Genomic DNA, 19,351 nt, shown 5'->3' with positions numbered 1-19,351 from the left:
TCGCGGAGGCCCGTCAGCTCTCGCGGAGGCCGTCGGCGCTCGCGGAGGCCCGTCAGCTTTCGCGGAAGCCCGTCGACGCTCGCGGAGGCCCGTCAGCTCTCGCGGAGGCCGTCGAGGAAGGGTTCGACGGCCGCGCGCCACGCCTCGGGCTGGTCGTAGTGGACGAGGTGGCCGGCGTCGGCGACCTCCGCGTACTGGCCGTGCGGGAGCACCCGGACCATCTCCTGGGCCTCCGCGCGGCCGAGCTGGCCGTCGAGGCCGCGGACGACGAGGGTGGGGCAGCGGACCTGGGCCAGTTCCTCCCAGTGCGCGTCGTGCACACAGGTCTCGCGGGTGCGGAGCATCTGCTCCGGGTCGAAGACCGGACGCCAGCCGTCCGGGGACTCGGCCATCACCTCGGCGTAGAACTCGCCGCGGGCCGGATTGGGCCGCTCCACCCAGGGGTCGTCCTCGCCGAACCACTTGCGGACGTCGGCGAGCGTGGCGAAGGGCACCGGCCACGCCTGGAACCACTGCGTCCACTCGCGCTGCGAGGCGCCGCCGATCGCCGAGGCCCGCATGTCGCAGATGATCAGACCGCGGACCAGGTCGGGGCGTTTGGCGGCGAGCTGCCAGGCGGTGAGCGCGCCCATGGCATGGCCGATGAGGACGGCCGGGCCGAGGCCGAGCTGTTCCAGGGCGGCCTCGGCGTCCTCGACGTAGGACTCGCGGGTGAAGGACGCCTCCGACGGCTTCTCGCTGCGGCCGTGGCCGCGCTGGTCGAGCGCGACGGCGCGGTGGCGCTCGGAGAGCCAGCGGGCCGTGGCCGCCCAGTGCGAGGCACGGCCCATCAGGCCGTGCAGGAGCAGCACCCCCGGCGCGCCGCCACCGGACCCGGCGGCCGGATCGGAAGGCGGGTCGGCGGCCGGGTCGTTCTTGGGAGGGTCGCCGAACTCCCAGGCCGCGAGGTGTACTCCGCCCGCTCCGGTCACGTCGATGCGTCGCGCCATGCTCCTGGCACCCCCCAAGCTCCGCCCGGACCGCCCGGCTCCCGTGGGGACCGGCCGCTCCTGTGCACCGTGTTCTGCCTGTCGCGCCTGCCGTACCTGTGGTGTCTGTGGTGTCTGTGGTGTCTGTGGTGTCTGTGGTGTCTGTGGTGTCTGTGGTGCCCGTCGTACTGTCAGTCGTACTGTCAGTCGTGCGGTCCCGCCGGTCCCGCCGGTGGCGATCGCTGCCGCCCGCAGACTATCGAATGCTCATTCGAAACGGCCGTCCTGCCGCATAACACCCCTCATTCGAGTGACACCCTCCGGGGATTGTCCGCCGCGCCTCGGGGGAGATCTTCAGCGGGAGGCGGACCGCTCGGGGAAAAGGGGTCCGCGGGACCGACCCTGGGAGCTCGGGGCTCCGGGTCGGTACAGGGGAGGACAGGCCCCGGCGCCACACGGCGCCGGGGCCCTCTCCGTACGAGTGGCGGCACGTCGTCCCCCTCTCTCCCCGGCGTCATATGCCCGCGCGCCAGCCTTCCACGCCAGGCGCGCGGACGCCGCGCTTCGGCGCGGTGGATCCGGATCGGGCGGGATCGCTACGGTGCCGCGGCCCCGGGCCAGGGGCCACGAGCCACGCCCGCCGGTCCGCCCGGCTCAGCGCTTGGCGACGAAGACGTGGGAGGCGACGTCCGACTCCAGCTCAGCCGCCTCACCACCGCTGCCCACCAGCACCCCGCCCGCGGACTCCGTCACGCTCACCACGGAACCGGGCTGCACCCCGGCGCGCCGCAGCGTGTACATCAACTGGGCGTCCGTCTGGATCGGCTCGCCGATCCGGCGCACGACGACCGTTTTGCCCTCGGCGCCCGGGTCCAGGTCGGCGAGCGAGACCATGCCCGCGTCCAGGAAGGGGTCGGCGCCGTCCTTCTCGCCCAGCTCCTCCAGGCCCGGGATCGGATTGCCGTACGGCGACTCGGTCGGGTGGCGCAGCAGCTCCAGCACGCGGCGCTCCACCGCCTCGCTCATCACGTGCTCCCAGCGGCACGCCTCGGCGTGCACCTGCTCCCACTCCAGACCGATGACGTCGACGAGCAGACATTCCGCGAGCCGGTGCTTGCGCATCACGCGCGTGGCCAGCCGGCGGCCCTCGTCGGTCAGCTCCAGGTGCCGGTCGGTGGCGACGGAGACCAGGCCGTCGCGCTCCATCCGCGCCACCGTCTGGCTCACCGTCGGGCCGCTCTGGTCGAGCCGCTCGGCGATCCGGGCGCGCATGGGGACCACACCTTCCTCCTCCAGCTCGAGGATGGTGCGGAGATACATCTCCGTGGTGTCGATCAGTCCGGACATACGTGCCCCTCGATTAGATCTTCCGGAGGCTCGACGGCGCTCCGGCGCGTGCGGTGGCCCTGGCACCAATTCTGACGCATACCACCGACAACCGTGCCGCGCCGTGGGAACCGGGGCCGGGCAGGGCCCCCGGCGGGGCCGGCCGGCCCGCTTCCGAGGTGTTGACACCGCACTGGTCCAGACCGCACGGTGAGGCGCGACACGGCCACAGCGAAGGGGCACCGCATGAGCGACCGCAAGCCCGCCGACGAGTTCCTCGACGCGGCGATCGAGCTGCTGCACCGCGTCCGGGACGAGGAGGCCGGCTCCGTCGAGGCGGCCGGCACCCTCCTCGCCGACACCGTCGAGCAAGGCGGCCGGCTCTTCGCCTTCGGCGCCGGGCACTCCTCCCTCGCCGCCCAGGACCTCGTCTACCGGGCCGGCGGTCTCGCCCTGATGAACCTGCTCGTCGTGCCCGGCGTCGTCGGCGTCGACGTGATGCCCGCCACCCTGGGCTCCGCCCTGGAACGCGTCGACGGTCTGGCGAGCGCGGTGCTGGACTCCTCGCCGCTGCGGGCGGGCGACGCACTGGTGATCGTCTCCCTGTCGGGCCGCAACGCACTGCCCGTAGAGATGGCCGCCCACGCCCGCGCGCTCGGCGTCAAGGTGATCGGCGTGACCTCGGTCGCGTACGCCGGGCGGACCAGGTCCCGGCACAGTTCGGGGACGTATCTGAAGGACCACTGCGACCTCGTCCTCGACTCCAAGATCGCGGTCGGCGACGCGGAACTGACCCTGGACACCGTGCCGGCCCCCTTCGCCCCCGCCTCCACCGTCGTCACCACGGCCCTCCTGCAAGCCGTGATGGCCACCACGGCCGCCGTCCTGGCCGACCGCGGCACCGAACCCCCGCTGCTGCGCTCGGGCAACGTCGACGGCGGCCACGAGTGGAACGACCGGGTGCTGGACGAGTACCGCGACCGGATCTTCTACCACCACTGAGACCCCTCCGCCGAGACCCCGGGCAGGGTCACGCGCGGGGCCGCTCCTCCCCCACCGCGCCGGAACGGGACGCGGCGTCGGCCAGGTCCAGCGCCGCGGCGATCCGCGCCGCCACGTCCTCCGCGTAGGTCGCGTCCAGCCGCTCGAACGCGCTCCGCCCGGAGGTCCGCAGGAACGTCACCACGCCCAGCGTGCGCCCCCTGCTGCGCAGCACCGCGCACAGGGCGTGCACCGTCTCCGGCGGCCACTGCCGCGCCTTCGCCCACTCGCGGGTGCGTTCGACCGCCATCGCCCCGGCGCTCGCCCGCACCGACCCGGCCCGCTGCGCGCACTGCACCGCGGGATGCCCCTCGGCGTACCGCACCGGCAGCCCGGCCGCGTCCGCCGCCAGGCTCGGGCCCGGCGCCCCGGCCGGCGTCGCCGTGAGCCGCACCAGCCGTACCGGACCCGCCGCGTCCGCGTCGCCGAGCGCACCGCCCGCCACCCGGTCCATCAGCGCGTGGTCGGCGAACCCGGCGAGCGCGAAGTCCAGATGGACGACGGCCGCCTCCGCCGGGTCCTCGCACTCCGCCGCCGCCCGCGCCGCCCGGTGGAGCTGGTTGGTACGGAACCTGAGCAGCGCCGCCTCCTGCTCGGTCTGCCGGGCCTCCGTGACGTCCTGGAACAGCCAGCCCACGCCCAGCGGCACCGGCTCCTCCGCCAGCGGCGACGCCAGCCGCAGGAAACCGCTGCTCCAGCACCGGCGCCGGTCCCCGTCCGGGGTGCGCACCGACACCCAGATCTCCGCGGGCGCGGGCGGCGCGCCCTCCGCGAGCACGTGCGTCAGCGCGCTCTCCAGTTCCTCGACGCCCTGCGCGAGCAACTCCCCCAGCGGCCGGCCCAGTACGGCCGTCCGCCCGGTGCCCAGGGCCCGCGCCGCGTGCGCGTTGACGACCGCCGGGCGCAGGTCGGCGTCGACCAGGACGACACCCCAGCTCGCGTCCTCGAACAGGGCCTCGCTCAGGGCTATGGAACGCTCCAGGTCGATCTGCGTGTGCACCTCGCTGAAGGCGCAGTACAGCCCCGCGGGGTTGCCGTCCGAACCGCGCACGGCCGCGGACTGCGTACGCACCAGCACCCGTCCGCCGTCCTTGGTCAGCAGCGCGAACTCGTGCACCTGCCGTCCCGGGGCCCGCATCGCGGCCAGCAGCCGCCGCTCGATCTCCTCGGCGTCCGCGCTGCGCACCGCCCAGCCGGCGAACCCCCGCCGCCCCACCGCCTCGGCTGCCGTCCACCCGAGGATGCGCTCCGCCTCGCGGTTCCAGTGCGTCACCACACCGTCCGCGTCGAAGGCGCACAGCGCCGCGTCCATCCCGTCCAGCAGCGCGGCCAGCAGGTCCGCGCCCTCCCGCTCGGGCTGCTCCGGCTCGTCCGGCCCCAGCTCGTCGGTGGCCCCACTACGCCGGGAAGCACTCATCCGGACCCCCCTGCGGACTGCGTCCGCCGTACGGCACGTCGGTTCACTCACTCACTGAATGCGCTCACTGGCCTTCATTCAACTCGAACGTGACCCAGCACACAGCGGGTTCCTGCAAAAATGCAGAAATCGTTGTACGGCGGAAATCAGCCCCGCCCCGTCTCCCGGGTCACAGCAAAAACGGTTGAACGGACGCCGGGGCGTTCTTAGGGTGGGCCGTACACGAGAAGGGAGGTGGTTCCGCAGATGTACGAGAACCGGACGCGTGAGGTGGCCGCGGGCTGACGGCCCGGCACCACAGCGAGTGCGGTGCCCGGCCGGCGCGTGACAGAGGCGTGCGGTCGGCCCAATCCCGACGCGGTCACCCGACCCGCGAGTCGCCGGTACGTCCGGCCGGCTCCTCCACGGAGGAACCTGACTCGCGGGTCGCCCGCGTGCGGGGGACCCGCTCGTTCAGCGGGCGATGCCCTCGTAGCCCTCGACCTCGCGCAGGTCGCGCGGGCCGGGGCCCAGGTAGCGGGCGGAGGGGCGGACCAGGCGGCCGGTGCGCTTCTGTTCCAGGATGTGCGCGGCCCAGCCGGCCGTGCGGGCGCAGGTGAACATGGACGTGAACATGTGGGCCGGGACCTCGGCGAAGTCCAGGACGATGGCCGCCCAGAACTCGACGTTGGTGGCCAGGACCCGGTCCGGGCGGCGGTTGTGGAGTTCGGTCAGGGCCGCCTTCTCCAGCGCCTCGGCGACCTCGAAGCGGGGGGCGCCCAGGTCGCGGGCGGTGCGGCGCAGGACGCGGGCGCGCGGGTCCTCGGCGCGGTAGACGCGGTGACCGAAGCCCATCAGGCGCTCGCCCCGGTCCAGGGCGCGCCGGACGTAGGCGTCGGCGTCGCCGGTGCGCTCGATCTCCTCGATCATGCCGAGCACCCGGGAGGGGGCGCCGCCGTGCAGCGGGCCGGACATGGCGCCGACCGCGCCGGAGAGGGCCGCGGCCACGTCGGCGCCGGTGGAGGCGATGACGCGGGCGGTGAAGGTGGAGGCGTTCATGCCGTGTTCGGCGGCGGAGGTCCAGTAGGCGTCCACGGCGGCCACGTGCTTGGGGTCGGGCTCGCCGCGCCAGCGGATCATGAACCGTTCGACGACGGACCGGGCCTTGTCGATCTCGCGCTGCGGCACCATGGGGTTGCCCTGGCCGCGCGCGGACTGGGCGACGTAGGAGAGGGCCATCACGGCGGCGCGGGCGAGGTCGTCGCGGGCCTGCTCGGCGTCGATGTCCAGGAGCGGTTTGAGGCCCCAGACGGGGGCGAGCATCGCCAGCGCGGACTGTACGTCGACGCGGATGTCGCCGGAGTGGACGGGGATCGGGAACGGTTCGGCGGGGGGCAGGCCGGGGTTGAAGGCTCCGTCGACCAGGAGGCCCCAGACGTTGCCGAAGGAGACGTGGCCGACCAGATCCTCGATGTCGACGCCCCGGTACCGCAGCGCGCCGCCCTCCTTGTCGGGTTCGGCGATCTCCGTCTCGAACGCGACGACTCCTTCGAGTCCGGGTACGAAGTCGGACATGAGGCGGCTCCTCGTGGTCGTGTGCGTGATGTGTGGCCGCGGTCACCCCCGTGGTGCCCCGTTCGGCCCGGGGGCGGCCGGCCGGGACGGTCTCTGCACGATATCCCTGAGTGCCATTTATGGGGAGGGTTTGCGGCACTCAGTGCCACGGAGTGAGCGGGACCACCCGTGGGCGGTCCGGATACGGCAGGATGGTCCGCGTGACCGAGCCAGACGCCGTGCCTCTCGATCTCGCCTCGATGCGCCGGCAGTACCGGGCCGCGGGGCTGTCCGAGAACGGGGCGGCCGCCACGCCCGTGGAACAGTTCGCCCGCTGGTTCCGGCAGGCGGCGACGGCGGGCGGCCTCTTCGAGCCGAACGCCATGGTCGTCTCGACCGCCGACGCCGAGGGCCGGCCCAGCTCCCGCACGGTGCTGCTGAAGCACTTCGACGAGCGGGGCTTCGTGTTCTACACCAACTACGAGTCGCGCAAGGCCCGCGAGCTGGCGGTGAACCGGCACGTCTCGCTGCTGTTCCCCTGGCATCCGATGGCCCGGCAGGTGATCGTGTCGGGGGTCGCGGAGCGCACCGGACGGGACGAGACGGCCGCCTACTTCCGGACCCGGCCGCACGGCTCCCAGCTCGGCGCGTGGGCCAGCGCCCAGTCGTCGGTGGTCGACTCCCGCGAGGAGCTGGACGTCGGCTACGCCAAGCTGGCCGCCCGCTATCCGGAGGGCGAGCGGGTGCCGGTGCCGCCGCACTGGGGCGGCTTCCGGGTGGCGCCGCGGGCGGTGGAGTTCTGGCAGGGCCGGGAGAACCGCCTGCACGACCGGCTGCGGTACGTCACCGACGAGGCGGGCGGCTGGCGGGTGGAGCGGCTCAGCCCCTGAGCGCTCCGGGCACCTGGGCCACCTGGGCCGGCCGACGGCTCAGCCGAGCGTCTCCTCCATCAGCGCGGCCCACTGGTCCACCACGCGTGCGCGGCGGACGGTGTCGTCGGTGAGGAGGTTGGCGAGGCCCAGGCCGCGGGCCATGTCCAGCAGGCCCTGGACGGTCTCGCGGACGCCGGGGCGGCGCTCGTCGGCGGTGAGCAGGTCGACGGCGATGCGGTGGGTCTCGCGGCCGACCCGGGCCTCCAGTTCGGTGACCCGGCCCCGGAGCTGCTCCTCGTTGGAGGCGGCCACCCACAGGTGCAGGGCGGCGCGGAAGAGCGGGCCGGTGTAGAGGTCGACGAGGGCGGTGACCACCGCAGGCCGGTCGGCGGCGGTGGTGCCCTCGGGGAAGAGGGCGCGCAGGGCGAGGGAGCGTTCCTCGGCGACGTACTCGACGGCGGCGGTGAAGAGGTCCTCACGGGTCGGGAAGTGGTGCTGGGCGGCGCCCCGGGAGACTCCGGCGCGTTCGGCGACGGCCGAGACCGTGGAGCCCGCCCAGCCGTGTTCGGCGAGGCAGGCCACCGCGGCGGCCAGCAGCCGCTGCCGGGTGGCCCGGCTGCGGTCCTGTTTGGGGACGCGGTCGGCTGTCGTCACAGCACCCATGGAGGTTCCCGTCGTTCGAGGAAGGCCGTCATCCCCTCGCGGGCCCGCGGGGAGGCGAACAGCCGGGCCGAGCGGGCGGTGAGGTCCGCCGCGTCCCGGTCGAATGCCTCCAGCACCCTAGCCGTGAGCAGCCGTTTCGTCTCGGCCAGGCCCTGTGGGGCGGACTTGCGCAGGCCGTCGAGGACGGGTTCCAGTACGGCGTCCACGTCGTCGCCCGCCGCCGTCAGCAGACCGGTGCGGACGGCCTCGGCGGCGTCGAAGCGGGAGCCGGTGAGGTAGTGGCGGGCGAGGGCGCGCGGGTCGGCGCGCGGGACCACGGTCAGGGAGATCACGGCCGGCGCCACCCCGATGCGTACCTCGGTGAAGGCGAACGTCGACTCGGTGGCGGCCACCGCGAGGTCGCAGGCGGCGAGGAGGCCGAGGCCGCCGGCCCGGACGTGCCCGGCGACCCGGGCGACCACCGGTTTGGGCAGCTCCACGATCTGCCGGAGCAGGCCGACCAGCGCCTCGGGCGCGGGCGGGTCGCGCAGGTCGGCGCCGGCGCTGAAGGTGGTGCCGGTGTGGGTGAGGACGACGGCGCGTACGCCGGAGTCCGCGGCGCAGTCGGCCAGCGCCCCGGCGAGTGCGTCCACCAGGGCGGCGGAGAGCGCGTTGCGGCTGCCCGGCGAGTCCAGGGCGAGGGTCTCGACGCCCCGGACGCGGGCGCGGGCTATCAGGGGGGCGGTCGTCATGTGCGCTCCCGGAGCTGTCGGCGCAGGATCTTGCCGGAGGCGGCGCGGGGCACGCCGTCGATGAAGGTGACCCGGCGGACCCGTTTGTACGGGGCCACCTGTCCGGCGACGTACGCCATGACCTCGCTCTCGGTGAGGGCGGGCGCGGTGGGCCGGCGGACGACGTGGGCGTGCGGGATCTCGTTGCCGTTCTCGTCGTACCCGCCGATGACGGCGGCGTCGGCGATGTCGGGGTGGGTGAGCAGCAGGGCCTCCAGTTCGGCGGGGGCCACCTGGAAGCCCTTGTACTTGATGAGTTCCTTGACCCGGTCCACGACGAAGAGCCAGCCGTCCGCGTCGACGTGTCCGACGTCCCCGGTGTGCAGCCAGCCCTCGGGGTCGATCATCGCGGCGGTGGCGTCGGGCCGGCCGAGGTAGCCCTTCATGATCTGCGGGCCCCGGATGAGGATCTCGCCGGACTCGCCGGGTCCGAGGTCCGTGCCGGGGTCGTCCAGGGAGACCAGGCGCATCTCGGTGCCGGCGATGAGCTTGCCGACGGTCCCGGGCGGGGCGTCGGCCGTCGCGTCCATGGGGACGACATGGGTGCCCGGGGAGAGTTCGGTCATGCCGTACGCCTGGCCGACCGGCGGCAGGCCGAGCCGCGCCGAGCAGGCGGCGGCGAGGCGGGCGTCGAGCGGGGCGGCGGCGCTGGTGACGCGCTTGAGCGACGACAGGTCGTACTGGGCGACCAGCGGGTGCTTGGCCAGGGCCAGGACGATGGGCGGGGCCACGTAGAGGTCGGTGATGCGGTGGTTCTGGATGGCGGCGAGGAACTGCTCCAGGTCGAAGCGGGGCAGGACGACGACGGTGGCGCCCTGGCGCAGCGGCCCGTTCATGAGCGCGGTGAGGCCGTAGATGTGGAAGAACGGCAGCACCGCCAGGACGCGGTCGCCGGGGCCGGTGGTGACGGCCGGTTCGAGCTGGACCAGGTTGGTGGCGATCTGCCGGTGGGTGAGCATCACGCCCTTGGGCAGGCCGGTGGTCCCGGAGGAGTACGGCAGGACGGCGATGTCCTCGACGGGGTCGATGGCGACCACCGGCTCGATCGCGGTGGAGCCCAGCATGTCGGTCAGGGAGCGGTGGCCGGGCGCGCTGTCGCAGACGAAGACCTCCCGTACACCGCCCGCGAGTTCGGCGGCCCGGCGGGCGGTTTCGAGGAGCGGTGAGACGGTGACGATCCAGCGGGCGGCGCAGTCGGTGAGCTGCTTGGCGAACTCCTCCGCCGTGGCCAGCGGGTGCACGGTGGTGACGGAGGCGCCCGCGCGGGTGGCGGCGTAGAAGGCGAGCGGGAAGGCGACGGTGTTGGGGCTGTGCAGGGCGAGGACGTCGCCCTTGCGGACCCCGGCCTCGGCGAGCCCGGCGGAGACCCGCCGGTGGAACCGGTCCACCTGCGCGTAGCCGAGGGTGGTGCCGTCGGTGCCGTCGATCAGCGCGGGCGCGTCGCCGAACTCGGCCGCCCGGCCCAGGACGGCCTCGTGGATGGGCAGGTCGACGGGGTCTACGTCTGCGTACTCGCTGCGGAACACGGTTCCTCCAGTGGCGGCTGGTAGCCGGTGCGGGCTAGTACGACTTGGGCAGGCCGAGGGTCTGGTGGGAGACGTAGTTGAGGATCATCTCCCGGCTCACCGGGGCGATCCGGGCCACCCGGGACGCGGTGATCAGCGAGGCGAGTCCGAACTCGCGGGTGAGGCCGTTGCCGCCGAGGGTGTGCACGGACGTGTCGACGGCCCGTACGCACGCCTCGCCGGCCGCGTACTTGGCCATGTTGGCGGCCTCGCCCGCGCCGATGTCGTCCCCGGCGTCGTACAGGTGGGCCGCCTTCTGCATCATCAGGCGGGCCAGTTCGAGGTCGATGTGGGCCTGGGCGAGGGGGTGGGCGATGGCCTGGTGGGCGCCGATGGGGGCCTTCCAGACGGTGCGGTCGCGGGCGTACTCGACGGCCCTGCCGACGGCGTAGCGGCCCATGCCGATGGCGAAGGCGGCGGTCATCACGCGCTCGGGGTTGAGCCCGGCGAAGAGCTGGAGCAGCCCCGCGTCCTCTCCCCCACTGCCGAAAGCGTGGGAGGGGCCCCCACCCACCAGTGCCTCGGCGGGCAGCCGTACGTCGTCGAAGGTCAGCTCGAACTGTTTCTCGGTGGCCTGGAGTTCCATGTCGATCTGGCGGCGTTCGAAGCCGGGGGTGTCCCGGGGGACGATGAACAGGCAGGGCTTGAGGCGGCCGGTGCGGGAGTCTTCGGTGCGGCCGACGACGAGGGTGGCGTCGGCGAGGTCGACGCCGGAGATGAAGACCTTGCGGCCGGTGAGCAGCCAGTCGGTGCCGTCGCGGCGGGCGGTGGTGGTGATGCGGTGGCTGTTGGAGCCGGCGTCGGGTTCGGTGATGCCGAAGGCCATGGTGCGGGTGCCGTCGGCGATCCCGGGGAGCCAGTCGCGTTTCTGCCGCTCGGTGCCGAAGCGGGCGATGACCGTGCCGCAGATCGCCGGGGAGACGACCAGCATGAGGAGGGGGCAGCCGGCCGCGCCGAGTTCTTCGAGGACGATGGAGAGGTCGGCGATGCCGCCACCGCCTCCGCCGTACTCCTCGGGGAGGTTGACGCCGAGGTAGCCGAGCTTGCCGGCCTCGGACCAGAGGGCTTCCCGGTCGTGGTTGCGGCCGTGCCGGGTACCGAGGGCGGCCACCGCCGCGCGGAGGGACTTGCGCTCGTCGGATTCGATGAGGGTGGGCATCGGGGGCTCCTTGGGGTGCGGGTTTCGTCGTGCCGGGTCGCGCGGTTCTCCGCGTTCCTGGGGCGGTGTTTCGCGCCTTGGTCGTTCCTGAGGGGGGCGCGCCCTGGTCGTTCCTGGGGGGCGCGCCCTGGTCGTTCCTGGGGGGCGCGCCCTAGTCGCCTTCGCCCCGCACCACCGCCAGCAGGGAGCCGACCGCGACCTGCTGTCCCGGCACGGCGTGCAGTGCGGTCAGCGTGCCGGTGACCGGGGCGGTGATCCGGTGTTCCATCTTCATCGCCTCCAGCCACAGCAGGGGCCGGCCGGCCTCGACGGACGAGCCCTCCCGCAGGCCCTCCGCCACCCGGACGACCGTGCCGGGCATCGGGGCGAGCAGGGAGCCGGGGGCGTGCTGGGCGGTGGGGTCGGGGAAGCGGGGCAGCGCGGTGAGGCGGGTGGGGCCGACGTGGACCTGGTCGCCGTAGCGGGCGACCTCGAAGCGGCGCTGTACGCCCTCCACTTCGAGGACGACCAGGTCGGGGGCGGTGTGCAGGACACGGACGCCGTCCGCCCGCGGGCCGGTGCGGGTGTGCCGGTAGCGGACCTCGTGCTCCTCGCCCGCCATGACGTACCGCTTGACCTGGGGCTGGGCGGGCAGGTTGCGCCAGGCGCCGCCGAAGCGGGAGCGGCTGCTCGCGTCGGCGAGGGCGGCGGCCAGCGGGGCGTACGGGTCGGGGGCCGGGGTGGTCAGGGCGGGCAGGTGGCGGCCGTAGAAGCCGGTGTCCATGCGGGCGGCGGTGAACTCCTCGTGGCGCAGGGAGCGGACCAGGAGGTCGCGGTTGGTGACCGGGCCGTGCACGGCGGCCCGTTCCAGGGCGCCGGCCAGGCGGCGGACGGCTTCCTCGCGGGTGGCGGCGTGGGCGACGGCCTTGGCGAGCATCGGGTCGTAGTGGACGCCGATGTCGTCGCCGTCGGTGTAGCCGGTGTCCAGGCGGACGCCGTCCGGGAGGTCGAGGCGGTGCAGGCGGCCGGTCTGCGGGGCCCAGCCGGCCGCCGGGTCCTCGGCGTAGAGGCGGGCCTCGACGGCGTGGCCGCGGGCGCGGGGCGGTTCCGGGCCGAGGGGGCGGCCCTCGGCGACGCGGAGCTGGAGGGCGACCAGGTCGATGCCGAAGACGGCCTCGGTGACGGGGTGTTCGACCTGGAGGCGGGTGTTCATCTCCAGGAAGTGGGCGCGGCCGTCGGCGACGAGGAACTCGACGGTTCCGGCGCCGGTGTAGTCGACGGCGCGGGCGGCGCGGACCGCCTGGTCGTACAGGTCCCGGGTCAGCTCCTCGGACAGGCCGGGCGCCGGGGCCTCCTCGATGACCTTCTGGTGGCGGCGTTGCAGGGAGCAGTCGCGGGTGCCGAGCGCCCACACCGTGCCGTGGGTGTCGGCGAGGATCTGCACCTCGACGTGGCGGCCGTTCTCGACGTACGGCTCGACGAAGACCTCGCCGTCGCCGAAGGCGCTCTGGGCCTCCGCGCGTGCGGCGTCCCGTTCGGCGTCGAGGTCGGCCAGCCGGCGGACCACCCGCATGCCGCGGCCGCCGCCGCCCGCCGCGGCCTTCACCAGGACCGGCAGGTCGGCCTCGGTGACGGTGTCGAGGGGCGCGATGCCCAGGAGTTCCTTGGCGCGGGTCTTGGACGCCATCGCCTCGATGGCCTCCGGGGGCGGCCCGATCCAGGTCAGCGCGGCGTCGGTGACGGCCCGCGCGAAGGCCGCGTTCTCGGAGAGGAAGCCGTAACCGGGGTGCACGGCGTCGGCGCCGGCGGCCAGCGCGGCCTTCACGATCGCCTCGCCGCGCAGATAGGTCTCGGCGGGCGTCGACCCCGGCAGCCGTACCGCCGCGTCGGCCACGCGCGCGTGCAGCGCGTGTTCGTCGGCGTCGGAGAAGACGGCGACCGTACGGATGCCCAGCTCACGGCAGGTACGGAAGACGCGGCAGGCGATCTCGCCCCGGTTGGCGACGAGTACGGAAGTGATCACTGGTCCCTCACACCTCACATTCGGAAGACGCCGAAGCCGCCGCGCGCGCCTTCGTAGGGGGCGGTGTGGATCGCGGACAGGCACAGGCCGAGGACGGTGCGGGTGTCGCGCGGGTCGATGACGCCGTCGTCGTAGAGCCGCCCGGACAGGAACATCGGCAGCGACTCGGACTCGATCTGCTGCTCCACCATGGCGCGCAGCGCCGCGTCGCCCTCGTCGTCGTACGGCAGTCCCTTGGCGGCGGCCGACTGGCGGGCGACGATGGACAGGACACCGGCGAGCTGCTGCGGGCCCATGACGGCGGACTTGGCGCTGGGCCAGGCGAACAGGAAGCGCGGGTCGTAGGCGCGGCCGCACATGCCGTAGTGGCCGGCGCCGTAGGAGGCGCCGAGGAGGACGGAGAGGTGCGGGACGCGGCTGTTGCTCACCGCGTTGATCATCATCGCGCCGTGCTTGATGATGCCGCCCTGCTCGTACTCCTTGCCGACCATGTAGCCGGTGGTGTTGTGCAGGAAGAGCAGCGGGACGTCGCGCTGGTTGGCGAGCTGGATGAACTGGGCGGCCTTCTGCGACTCCGCGCTGAACAGGACCCCCCGGGCGTTGGCGAGGATGCCGACGGGGTAGCCGTGCAGCTCGGCCCAGCCCGTCGTGAGACTCGTCCCGTAGAGCGGTTTGAACTCGTCGAAGTCGGAGGAGTCGACGATCCGGGCGATCACCTCGCGCGGGTCGAACGGTGTCTTCAGGTCGCCGGGGACGATGCCCAGCAGTTCCTCCGGGTCGTACTTCGGTGGCGCGGCGGGTCCCGGGTCGGGGTGGGCCTTGCGGTGGTTGAGGCGGGCGACGACCCGGCGGGCCTGGCGCAGCGCGTCGGGCTCGTCGGCGGCGAAGTAGTCGGCGAGGCCGGAGGTGCGGGCGTGCATCTCGGCGCCGCCGAGGGACTCGTCGTCGCTCTCCTCGCCGGTGGCCATCTTCACCAGCGGCGGGCCGCCCAGGAAGACCTTGGCCCGCTCCTTGACCATGATGACGTGGTCGGACATGCCGGGGATGTACGCGCCCCCGGCGGTGGAGTTGCCGAAGACGACGGCGACGGTGGGGATGCCGGCCGCCGAGAGCCGGGTGAGGTCCCGGAAGATCGCGCCGCCCGGGATGAAGATCTCCTTCTGGGACGGCAGGTCGGCGCCGCCCGACTCCACCAGGCTGACGCAGGGCAGCCGGTTGGCGAGCGCGATGTCGTTGGCGCGCAGGGCCTTCTTCAGGGACCAGGGGTTGCTGGCGCCGCCGCGCACGGTCGGGTCGTTGGCGGTGATCAGGCACTCCACGCCCTCGATCGTGCCGATGCCGGTGACCAGGGAGGCCCCCACGGTGTACTCGCTGCCCCAGGCGGCCAGCGGGGACAGTTCCAGGAAGGGCGTGTCGGGGTCGAGGAGCAGTTCGACGCGCTCGCGGGCGAGCAGCTTGCCGCGCTCGCGGTGCCGGGCGACGTACTTCTCGCCGCCGCCCGCGAGGGCCTTGGCGTGCTCGGCGTCCAGCTCGGTGAGCTTGCCGAGCATGGCCTCGCGGTGCGCGCGGTGCTCGGCGTCGGCCGGGTCGAGGGCGCAGGACAGGACCGTCACCGAAGGGCCTCCGGTATGTCGAGGTGGCGGGCGCGCAGCCATTCGCCGAGCGCCTTGGCCTGCGGATCGAAACGGGCCTGCGCGGCGACGCCCTCGCCGAGGATGCCCTCGACGACGAAGTTCAGGGCGCGCAGGCGGGGCAGCGGGTGCCGGGTGACCGGCAGGTCGCGGGTCTCCGGGAGCAGCTCCCGGAACCGGTCGACGGTCAGCTCGTGGGCGAGCCACCGCCAGGCCGCGTCGGTCCGGACCCAGACGCCGACGTTGGCGTCGCCGCCCTTGTCCCCGCTGCGGGCACCGGCGACGAGACCGAGGGGGGCGCGGCGCGTGGGTCCCGGGGGCAGCGGGCCGGGCAGCGGCGGTTCCGGCACCGGACCGGGTACGGCGGTCTCCTGGGCGGGCGGCACGGGGACCCGGCGGCCGTCGGGCAGGACGGCGACGTGGGCGACGGCGTCCTGCGGGACGTAGGCGCTCTCGAAGACCCCGTAGGGCGCGCCCTTGCCCGGCGGGGCCGTCACGTGGAAGCCGGGGTAGGAGGCGAGGGCGAGTTCGACGGCGGCCCCGCTCAGCGCCCGCCCGACGACTTTCTGGTCGGCGTCGCGGACGACGAGCCGCAGCAGGGCGCTGGCCGTCTCCTCGGTCGGGGCGTCGGGCCGGTCGGTGCGGACCAGGTCCCAGCGGACGTCCGCGGCCTTCTTGAGGGTGCCTTCCATCTGCTCCCGCACGAGCGCCGCCTTGGCCTCGATGTCCAGGCCGGTGAGGACGAAGGTGACCTCGCCGCGGAAGCCGCCGAGGCGGTTGCGGCCGACCTTGAGGGTGGGCGGCGGGGCCTCGCCGCGCACGCCGGTGATCCGGACCCGGTCCGGGCCGTCCTGGGTGAGGGTCACGGTGTCCAGGCGGGCGGTGACGTCCGGCCCGGCGTACCGGGCGCCGCCCGTCTCGTACAGCAGTTGCGCGGTGACCGTGCCGGTGTCGACGAAACCGCCGGTGCCGTCGTGCTTGGTGATGACGCTGTGGCCGTCGGCGTGCAGTTCGGCCAGCGGGAAGCCGGGCCGCCGCACGTCGCCCTCGCCGAAGAAGGCGTAGTTGCCGCCGGTGGCCTGCGCTCCGCACTCCAGGACGTGCCCGGCGACGACCGCGCCCGCGAGCCGGTCGTACTCCGTCGGCGCCCAGCCGAAGTGCGCGGCGGCGGGCCCGGTGACCAGGGCCGCGTCCGTCACCCGCCCGGTGACCACGATGTCGGCCCCGGCGCGCAGGCAGGCGGCGATGCCGAAGCCGCCGAGGTAGGCGTGGGCGGCGAGCGCGCCGGGGTGGTCGGCGGTGAGGTCGTCGCCCTCGACATGGGCGACGCGGACGGGGATGCCGAGCCGGTCGGCCAGCTTCCGTACGGCGTCGGCGAGTCCGGCCGGGTTGAGCCCGCCCGCGTTGGCGACGACCTTGACGCCCCGCTCGTGGGCGAGGCCGAGGCACTCCTCCAACTGGCGCAGGAAGGTGCGGGCGTACCCCGCGTCCGGGTTCTTCAGCCGGTCCCGGCCGAGGATGAGCATGGTCAGCTCGGCGAGGTAGTCGCCGGTGAGGACGTCCAGGGGGCCGCCGGTGAGCATCTCGCGCATCGCGTCGAAGCGGTCGCCGTAGAAGCCGGAGGCGTTGCCGACGCGCAGCGGGCCGGGCCCGGTCATCGGGCCTCCCCCTTCGGCGCGCGGCCGGCTCCGGGCGGCCCGGCGAACGCCTGGGCGATCTCCAGCCAGCGGCCGGCGTCCGGACCGACCGCGCACAGGGCGACGTCGGCGCGGTGGACGCGCTGGGTGACCAGCAGACAGAAGTCGACGGCGGAGCCGGTGACCCGCTGGGCCGCGTCCTTGGGGCCGTACTCCCATACGCCGATGCCGTCGGGGGCGGTGAGTTCGACCCGGAACTGCTCGGCGGGCGGGGTGAGTCCGCGGGCGGCGAAGGCGAAGTCGCGGGTGCGGGTGCCGATGCGGGCGATGTGCCGGAGCCGGTCGGTGGGCGGGCGGCGCACCCCGAGGGCCTCGGCCACGTCCAGGCCGTGCGCCCAGGTCTCCATCAGCCGGGCGGTGGCCATGGAGGCGGCGGCCATCGGCGGCCCGTACCAGGGGAACCGGGCCCCGGGCGGGGCCTCGCGCAGCGCCTGGTCGAGGGCGGTACGGGTCCGGCGCCAGGCCGTCAGCAGTTCGGCGGGCGGCAGCAGCGCGCCCTCCTCGGCGCCCTCGTCGACGAAGGTGTCGGGGGCGGCGAGGGCGCCTTCCACCAGGACGCGGAAGCCGTCCTCGTCCGTGACGGCCAGCAGGGCCGAGCGGTCGGTCCAGGCCAGGTGCGCGATCTGGTGGGCGACGGTCCAGCGCGGCGCGGGGGTGGGCAGCGCCCACTGCTCCTCGCTCAAGTCGGCGACCAGCGCGTCGAGTTCCTCGCCCTCCTCGCGCAGGTCGTCGATGACGGGCGTCGGATCGGACACGGAACGCTCCCCTCGGGCACGGTGGCGCGCGGCGGTGTGGCGGTGACGTACGGCGGTGGCGCGGTGACGATGTGGTGAGGAGCATGGCAGGGGACGTAATAACAATCAAGCACGCTTGCATGATTTTATGGCCGAGGCCGCCGGGTCGTGGTCGGGGTCGGGGTCACGTGGTCGTGGAGACGGTCGCCCCGTCCGTGCGGCCGCCCTGGGGATGCGGGGGCGGGAACCCGGCAACAGAATCGGCCTCGGAGGGACACCGCGCCCCCGCGAGAGGAGACCTGTCGTGAGCCCGAGCCCCGCCGCCTCGCAGACCTCGGTCGACCACCCCGAGCCCGAGCAGGATCTGTCGCCGTTCGTGGGCAACCACTTCATCTACACGTACGCCAACGGCTGGCAGTACGAGTGGTACGCCCGCAACGAGAAGGAGTGCGACTACCGCATCCACCACGGCCTGGTCGGCGGCCGGTGGGTGACGAGGCAGGCCGTGTCCGTCGTCCGGATCGCGGAGGGCCAGTACAAGACCGACTGGCACGAGCCCACCGGCACCTGCGTGAGCCTGTTCTTCGACCTCACGCGCCGCCTGGTGCACGGCACGATCTTCTTTCCCCAGTGGATCGCGGGCGAGGGGCAGCACCCGGAGAAGACGATCTGCTACCAGAACGACTTCCTGGACAGCATGCGCGACTTCCGGGACGAGGGCCCCGCCTACCCGTACGTGATCATCCCCGAGTTCGCGAAGATCACGTTCATCGAGCAGTGCGGCCGCGACAACGACACGGTCATCGACCTGGCCCCGGGGCAGCTCCCCGACGGCTACGCCGACCGCACGAACTGACGGGACCGTCCCGGTCCCGGGGCCTGTCCGACCGGTCCCGGGCCCGTCTGGCGAACCCTAGGGAAGGGGCTGCGGGAGTGCCTTGGCGCGGCGGCGTCCCATCTGGGTCCGGACCGCTCCCATGCTGGCCACGATGACCAGGGCGATGGCGGCGGACTGGGTGGCGGTCAGGGCCTGGTCGAGGATGAGGAAACCGGCCGCCGCGGCGATGGCGGGCTCCAGGCTCATCAGGATGGCGAAGGTGGGCGCGGGCAGGCGGCGCAGGGCGAGGAGTTCCAGGGTGTAGGGCAGCACGGAGGAGAGCAGGGCGACCCCGGCGCCCAGCCCGAGGGTCACCGGGTCGACGAGTTCCGTACCCGACTCGGCGATGCCCAGCGGCAGGAAGAGCACCGCGCCGACCGCCATGGCGAGGGCCAGCCCGTCGGCCTGCGGGAAGCGGCGGCCGGTGCGGGCGCTGAACACTATGTACGCCGCCCACATCGCGCCCGCTCCCAGCGCGAAGGCGGCGCCGGCCGGGTCGAGGCCGTCGAAGCCGCCGCCGCTGAGCAGTACGACACCGGCCAGGGCGAGCGCGGCCCAGACCAGGTTGACGGCCCGGCGGGAGGCGAAGACGGAGAGGGCCAGCGGGCCGAGCACCTCCAGGGTGACGGCGGGGCCGAGCGGGATGCGGTCGACGGCCTGGTAGAAGAGGCCGTTCATGGCGGCCATGGCGACGCCGAAGACGACGACCGTGCCCCAGTCGGCCCGGGAGTGGCCGCGCAGCCGGGGCCGGCAGACCACGAGCAGGACGACGGCGGCCACGGCCAGCCGCAGGGTCACCACGCCGAGCGCGCCGGCCCGGGGCATCAGGCTCACCGCCAGCGCGGCACCGAACTGCACCGACACGCCCCCGGCGAGGACCAGGCCGACCGGCCCCCAGGCGCCCTTCTGACCGGGGGCCGGGGCACCGCCGTCGGCGGTGGCGGTGCCGGAAGCGGTGCCGGGGGCGGGCACCGGCGGCAGGCCGGTCGCGGGGGCGGCCGGGGCCGGGGCCGGGGTGCCTGGGCGGGCGCTGGGGGTGGTCACGGGGTCTCCGGGGACGGTCGCGGGAGGGCAGGGGCGCGGGTGGGCTGGAGCA

Annotated in this window: 16 protein-coding genes; 3 read left to right on the top strand and 13 right to left on the bottom strand. The window is 74.0% G+C overall.

Translation table 11 applies throughout. The features are described 5' to 3' along the window. Positions 1 to 92: 92 nt before the first annotated feature. Together ABEB00_RS21755 and ABEB00_RS21750 are read right to left on the bottom strand one after the other, a co-directional pair. Complete coding sequence (locus ABEB00_RS21755; protein ID WP_345621660.1) at positions 93 to 989, bottom strand: alpha/beta fold hydrolase; 897 nt, start codon at positions 987 to 989, stop codon at positions 93 to 95. A gap of 633 nt (positions 990 to 1,622) precedes the next feature. Beyond that, complete coding sequence (locus ABEB00_RS21750) at positions 1,623 to 2,315, bottom strand: iron-dependent transcriptional repressor DtxR (protein WP_345621659.1); 693 nt, start codon at positions 2,313 to 2,315, stop codon at positions 1,623 to 1,625. 225 nt (positions 2,316 to 2,540) lie between these two features. On the opposite strand from ABEB00_RS21750, the gene ABEB00_RS21745 reads away from it, so the two are divergent. Beyond that, positions 2,541 to 3,296 carry an SIS domain-containing protein gene (locus ABEB00_RS21745; protein WP_345621658.1) on the top strand — a complete coding sequence of 252 codons (756 nt, stop codon included), beginning with the start codon at positions 2,541 to 2,543 and terminating at the stop codon, positions 3,294 to 3,296. 28 nt (positions 3,297 to 3,324) lie between these two features. Here ABEB00_RS21745 and ABEB00_RS21740 read toward each other — a convergent pair whose 3' ends face one another. Together ABEB00_RS21740 and ABEB00_RS21735 are read right to left on the bottom strand one after the other, a co-directional pair. Continuing rightward, positions 3,325 to 4,752, bottom strand: coding sequence for a PAS domain-containing protein (locus tag ABEB00_RS21740; RefSeq protein ID WP_345621657.1), 1,428 nt, complete (start codon positions 4,750 to 4,752; stop codon positions 3,325 to 3,327). Positions 4,753 to 5,205: 453 nt separating this feature from the next. After that, positions 5,206 to 6,306 (bottom strand): citrate synthase 2, encoded by a 1,101-nt coding sequence (locus ABEB00_RS21735; RefSeq protein ID WP_345621655.1) that lies wholly within the window; start codon positions 6,304 to 6,306, stop codon positions 5,206 to 5,208. 200 nt (positions 6,307 to 6,506) lie between these two features. Between ABEB00_RS21735 and pdxH the strand changes: the two genes are divergently transcribed. Beyond that, positions 6,507 to 7,175 carry a pyridoxamine 5'-phosphate oxidase gene (gene pdxH, locus ABEB00_RS21730; protein WP_345621654.1) on the top strand — a complete coding sequence of 223 codons (669 nt, stop codon included), beginning with the start codon at positions 6,507 to 6,509 and terminating at the stop codon, positions 7,173 to 7,175. A 39-nt stretch (positions 7,176 to 7,214) separates the two neighbouring features. Here pdxH and ABEB00_RS21725 read toward each other — a convergent pair whose 3' ends face one another. The 8 genes from ABEB00_RS21725 to ABEB00_RS21690 form a co-directional block, all read right to left on the bottom strand. Next, a complete protein-coding gene (locus tag ABEB00_RS21725; protein WP_345621652.1) occupies positions 7,215 to 7,820 on the bottom strand; it encodes a TetR/AcrR family transcriptional regulator in 606 nt (201 codons plus the stop codon). Beyond that, the gene (locus ABEB00_RS21720; protein ID WP_345621651.1) at positions 7,808 to 8,551 is read right to left on the bottom strand and encodes an enoyl-CoA hydratase family protein; all 744 of its coding nucleotides are present in this window, start codon (positions 8,549 to 8,551) and stop codon (positions 7,808 to 7,810) included. Before ABEB00_RS21720 ends, ABEB00_RS21725 begins: the two co-directional genes overlap by 13 nt. Then, positions 8,548 to 10,116, bottom strand: a complete 1,569-nt coding sequence (locus ABEB00_RS21715; protein WP_345621649.1) for a 4-coumarate--CoA ligase family protein — start codon at positions 10,114 to 10,116, stop codon at positions 8,548 to 8,550. Before ABEB00_RS21715 ends, ABEB00_RS21720 begins: the two co-directional genes overlap by 4 nt. A 34-nt stretch (positions 10,117 to 10,150) precedes the next feature. Continuing rightward, positions 10,151 to 11,314, bottom strand: coding sequence for an acyl-CoA dehydrogenase family protein (locus ABEB00_RS21710; RefSeq protein ID WP_345621647.1), 1,164 nt, complete (start codon positions 11,312 to 11,314; stop codon positions 10,151 to 10,153). A 151-nt stretch (positions 11,315 to 11,465) separates the two neighbouring features. After that, on the bottom strand, positions 11,466 to 13,316 hold the full coding sequence (locus ABEB00_RS21705; RefSeq protein ID WP_345621645.1) for an acetyl/propionyl/methylcrotonyl-CoA carboxylase subunit alpha: 1,851 nt from the start codon (positions 13,314 to 13,316) through the stop codon (positions 11,466 to 11,468). A gap of 14 nt (positions 13,317 to 13,330) precedes the next feature. Beyond that, on the bottom strand, positions 13,331 to 14,929 hold the full coding sequence (locus tag ABEB00_RS21700) for an acyl-CoA carboxylase subunit beta (protein ID WP_345621643.1): 1,599 nt from the start codon (positions 14,927 to 14,929) through the stop codon (positions 13,331 to 13,333). After that, positions 14,926 to 16,605 carry an acyclic terpene utilization AtuA family protein gene (locus ABEB00_RS21695; RefSeq protein ID WP_345621641.1) on the bottom strand — a complete coding sequence of 560 codons (1,680 nt, stop codon included), beginning with the start codon at positions 16,603 to 16,605 and terminating at the stop codon, positions 14,926 to 14,928. The genes ABEB00_RS21700 and ABEB00_RS21695 overlap by 4 nt, the downstream gene beginning before the upstream one ends. Next, positions 16,602 to 17,399 carry a TIGR03084 family metal-binding protein gene (locus ABEB00_RS21690; protein WP_345621640.1) on the bottom strand — a complete coding sequence of 266 codons (798 nt, stop codon included), beginning with the start codon at positions 17,397 to 17,399 and terminating at the stop codon, positions 16,602 to 16,604. The genes ABEB00_RS21695 and ABEB00_RS21690 overlap by 4 nt, the downstream gene beginning before the upstream one ends. A 283-nt stretch (positions 17,400 to 17,682) precedes the next feature. On the opposite strand from ABEB00_RS21690, the gene ABEB00_RS21685 reads away from it, so the two are divergent. After that, positions 17,683 to 18,234, top strand: coding sequence for a phenolic acid decarboxylase (locus tag ABEB00_RS21685; RefSeq protein WP_345621638.1), 552 nt, complete (start codon positions 17,683 to 17,685; stop codon positions 18,232 to 18,234). Between the two features lie 57 nt (positions 18,235 to 18,291). On the opposite strand, the gene ABEB00_RS21680 is transcribed toward ABEB00_RS21685, so the two are convergent. Beyond that, a complete protein-coding gene (locus ABEB00_RS21680) occupies positions 18,292 to 19,299 on the bottom strand; it encodes an EamA family transporter (protein WP_345621637.1) in 1,008 nt (335 codons plus the stop codon). Positions 19,300 to 19,351: the final 52 nt, after the last annotated feature.

It is taken from the genome of Streptomyces ziwulingensis (genome assembly GCF_039542605.1).
GTDB lineage: Bacteria > Actinomycetota > Actinomycetes > Streptomycetales > Streptomycetaceae > Streptomyces > Streptomyces ziwulingensis.
The sequence above is the reverse complement of the archived record's forward strand: the minus strand, read 5'-3'. Positions and strand labels throughout refer to the sequence as shown.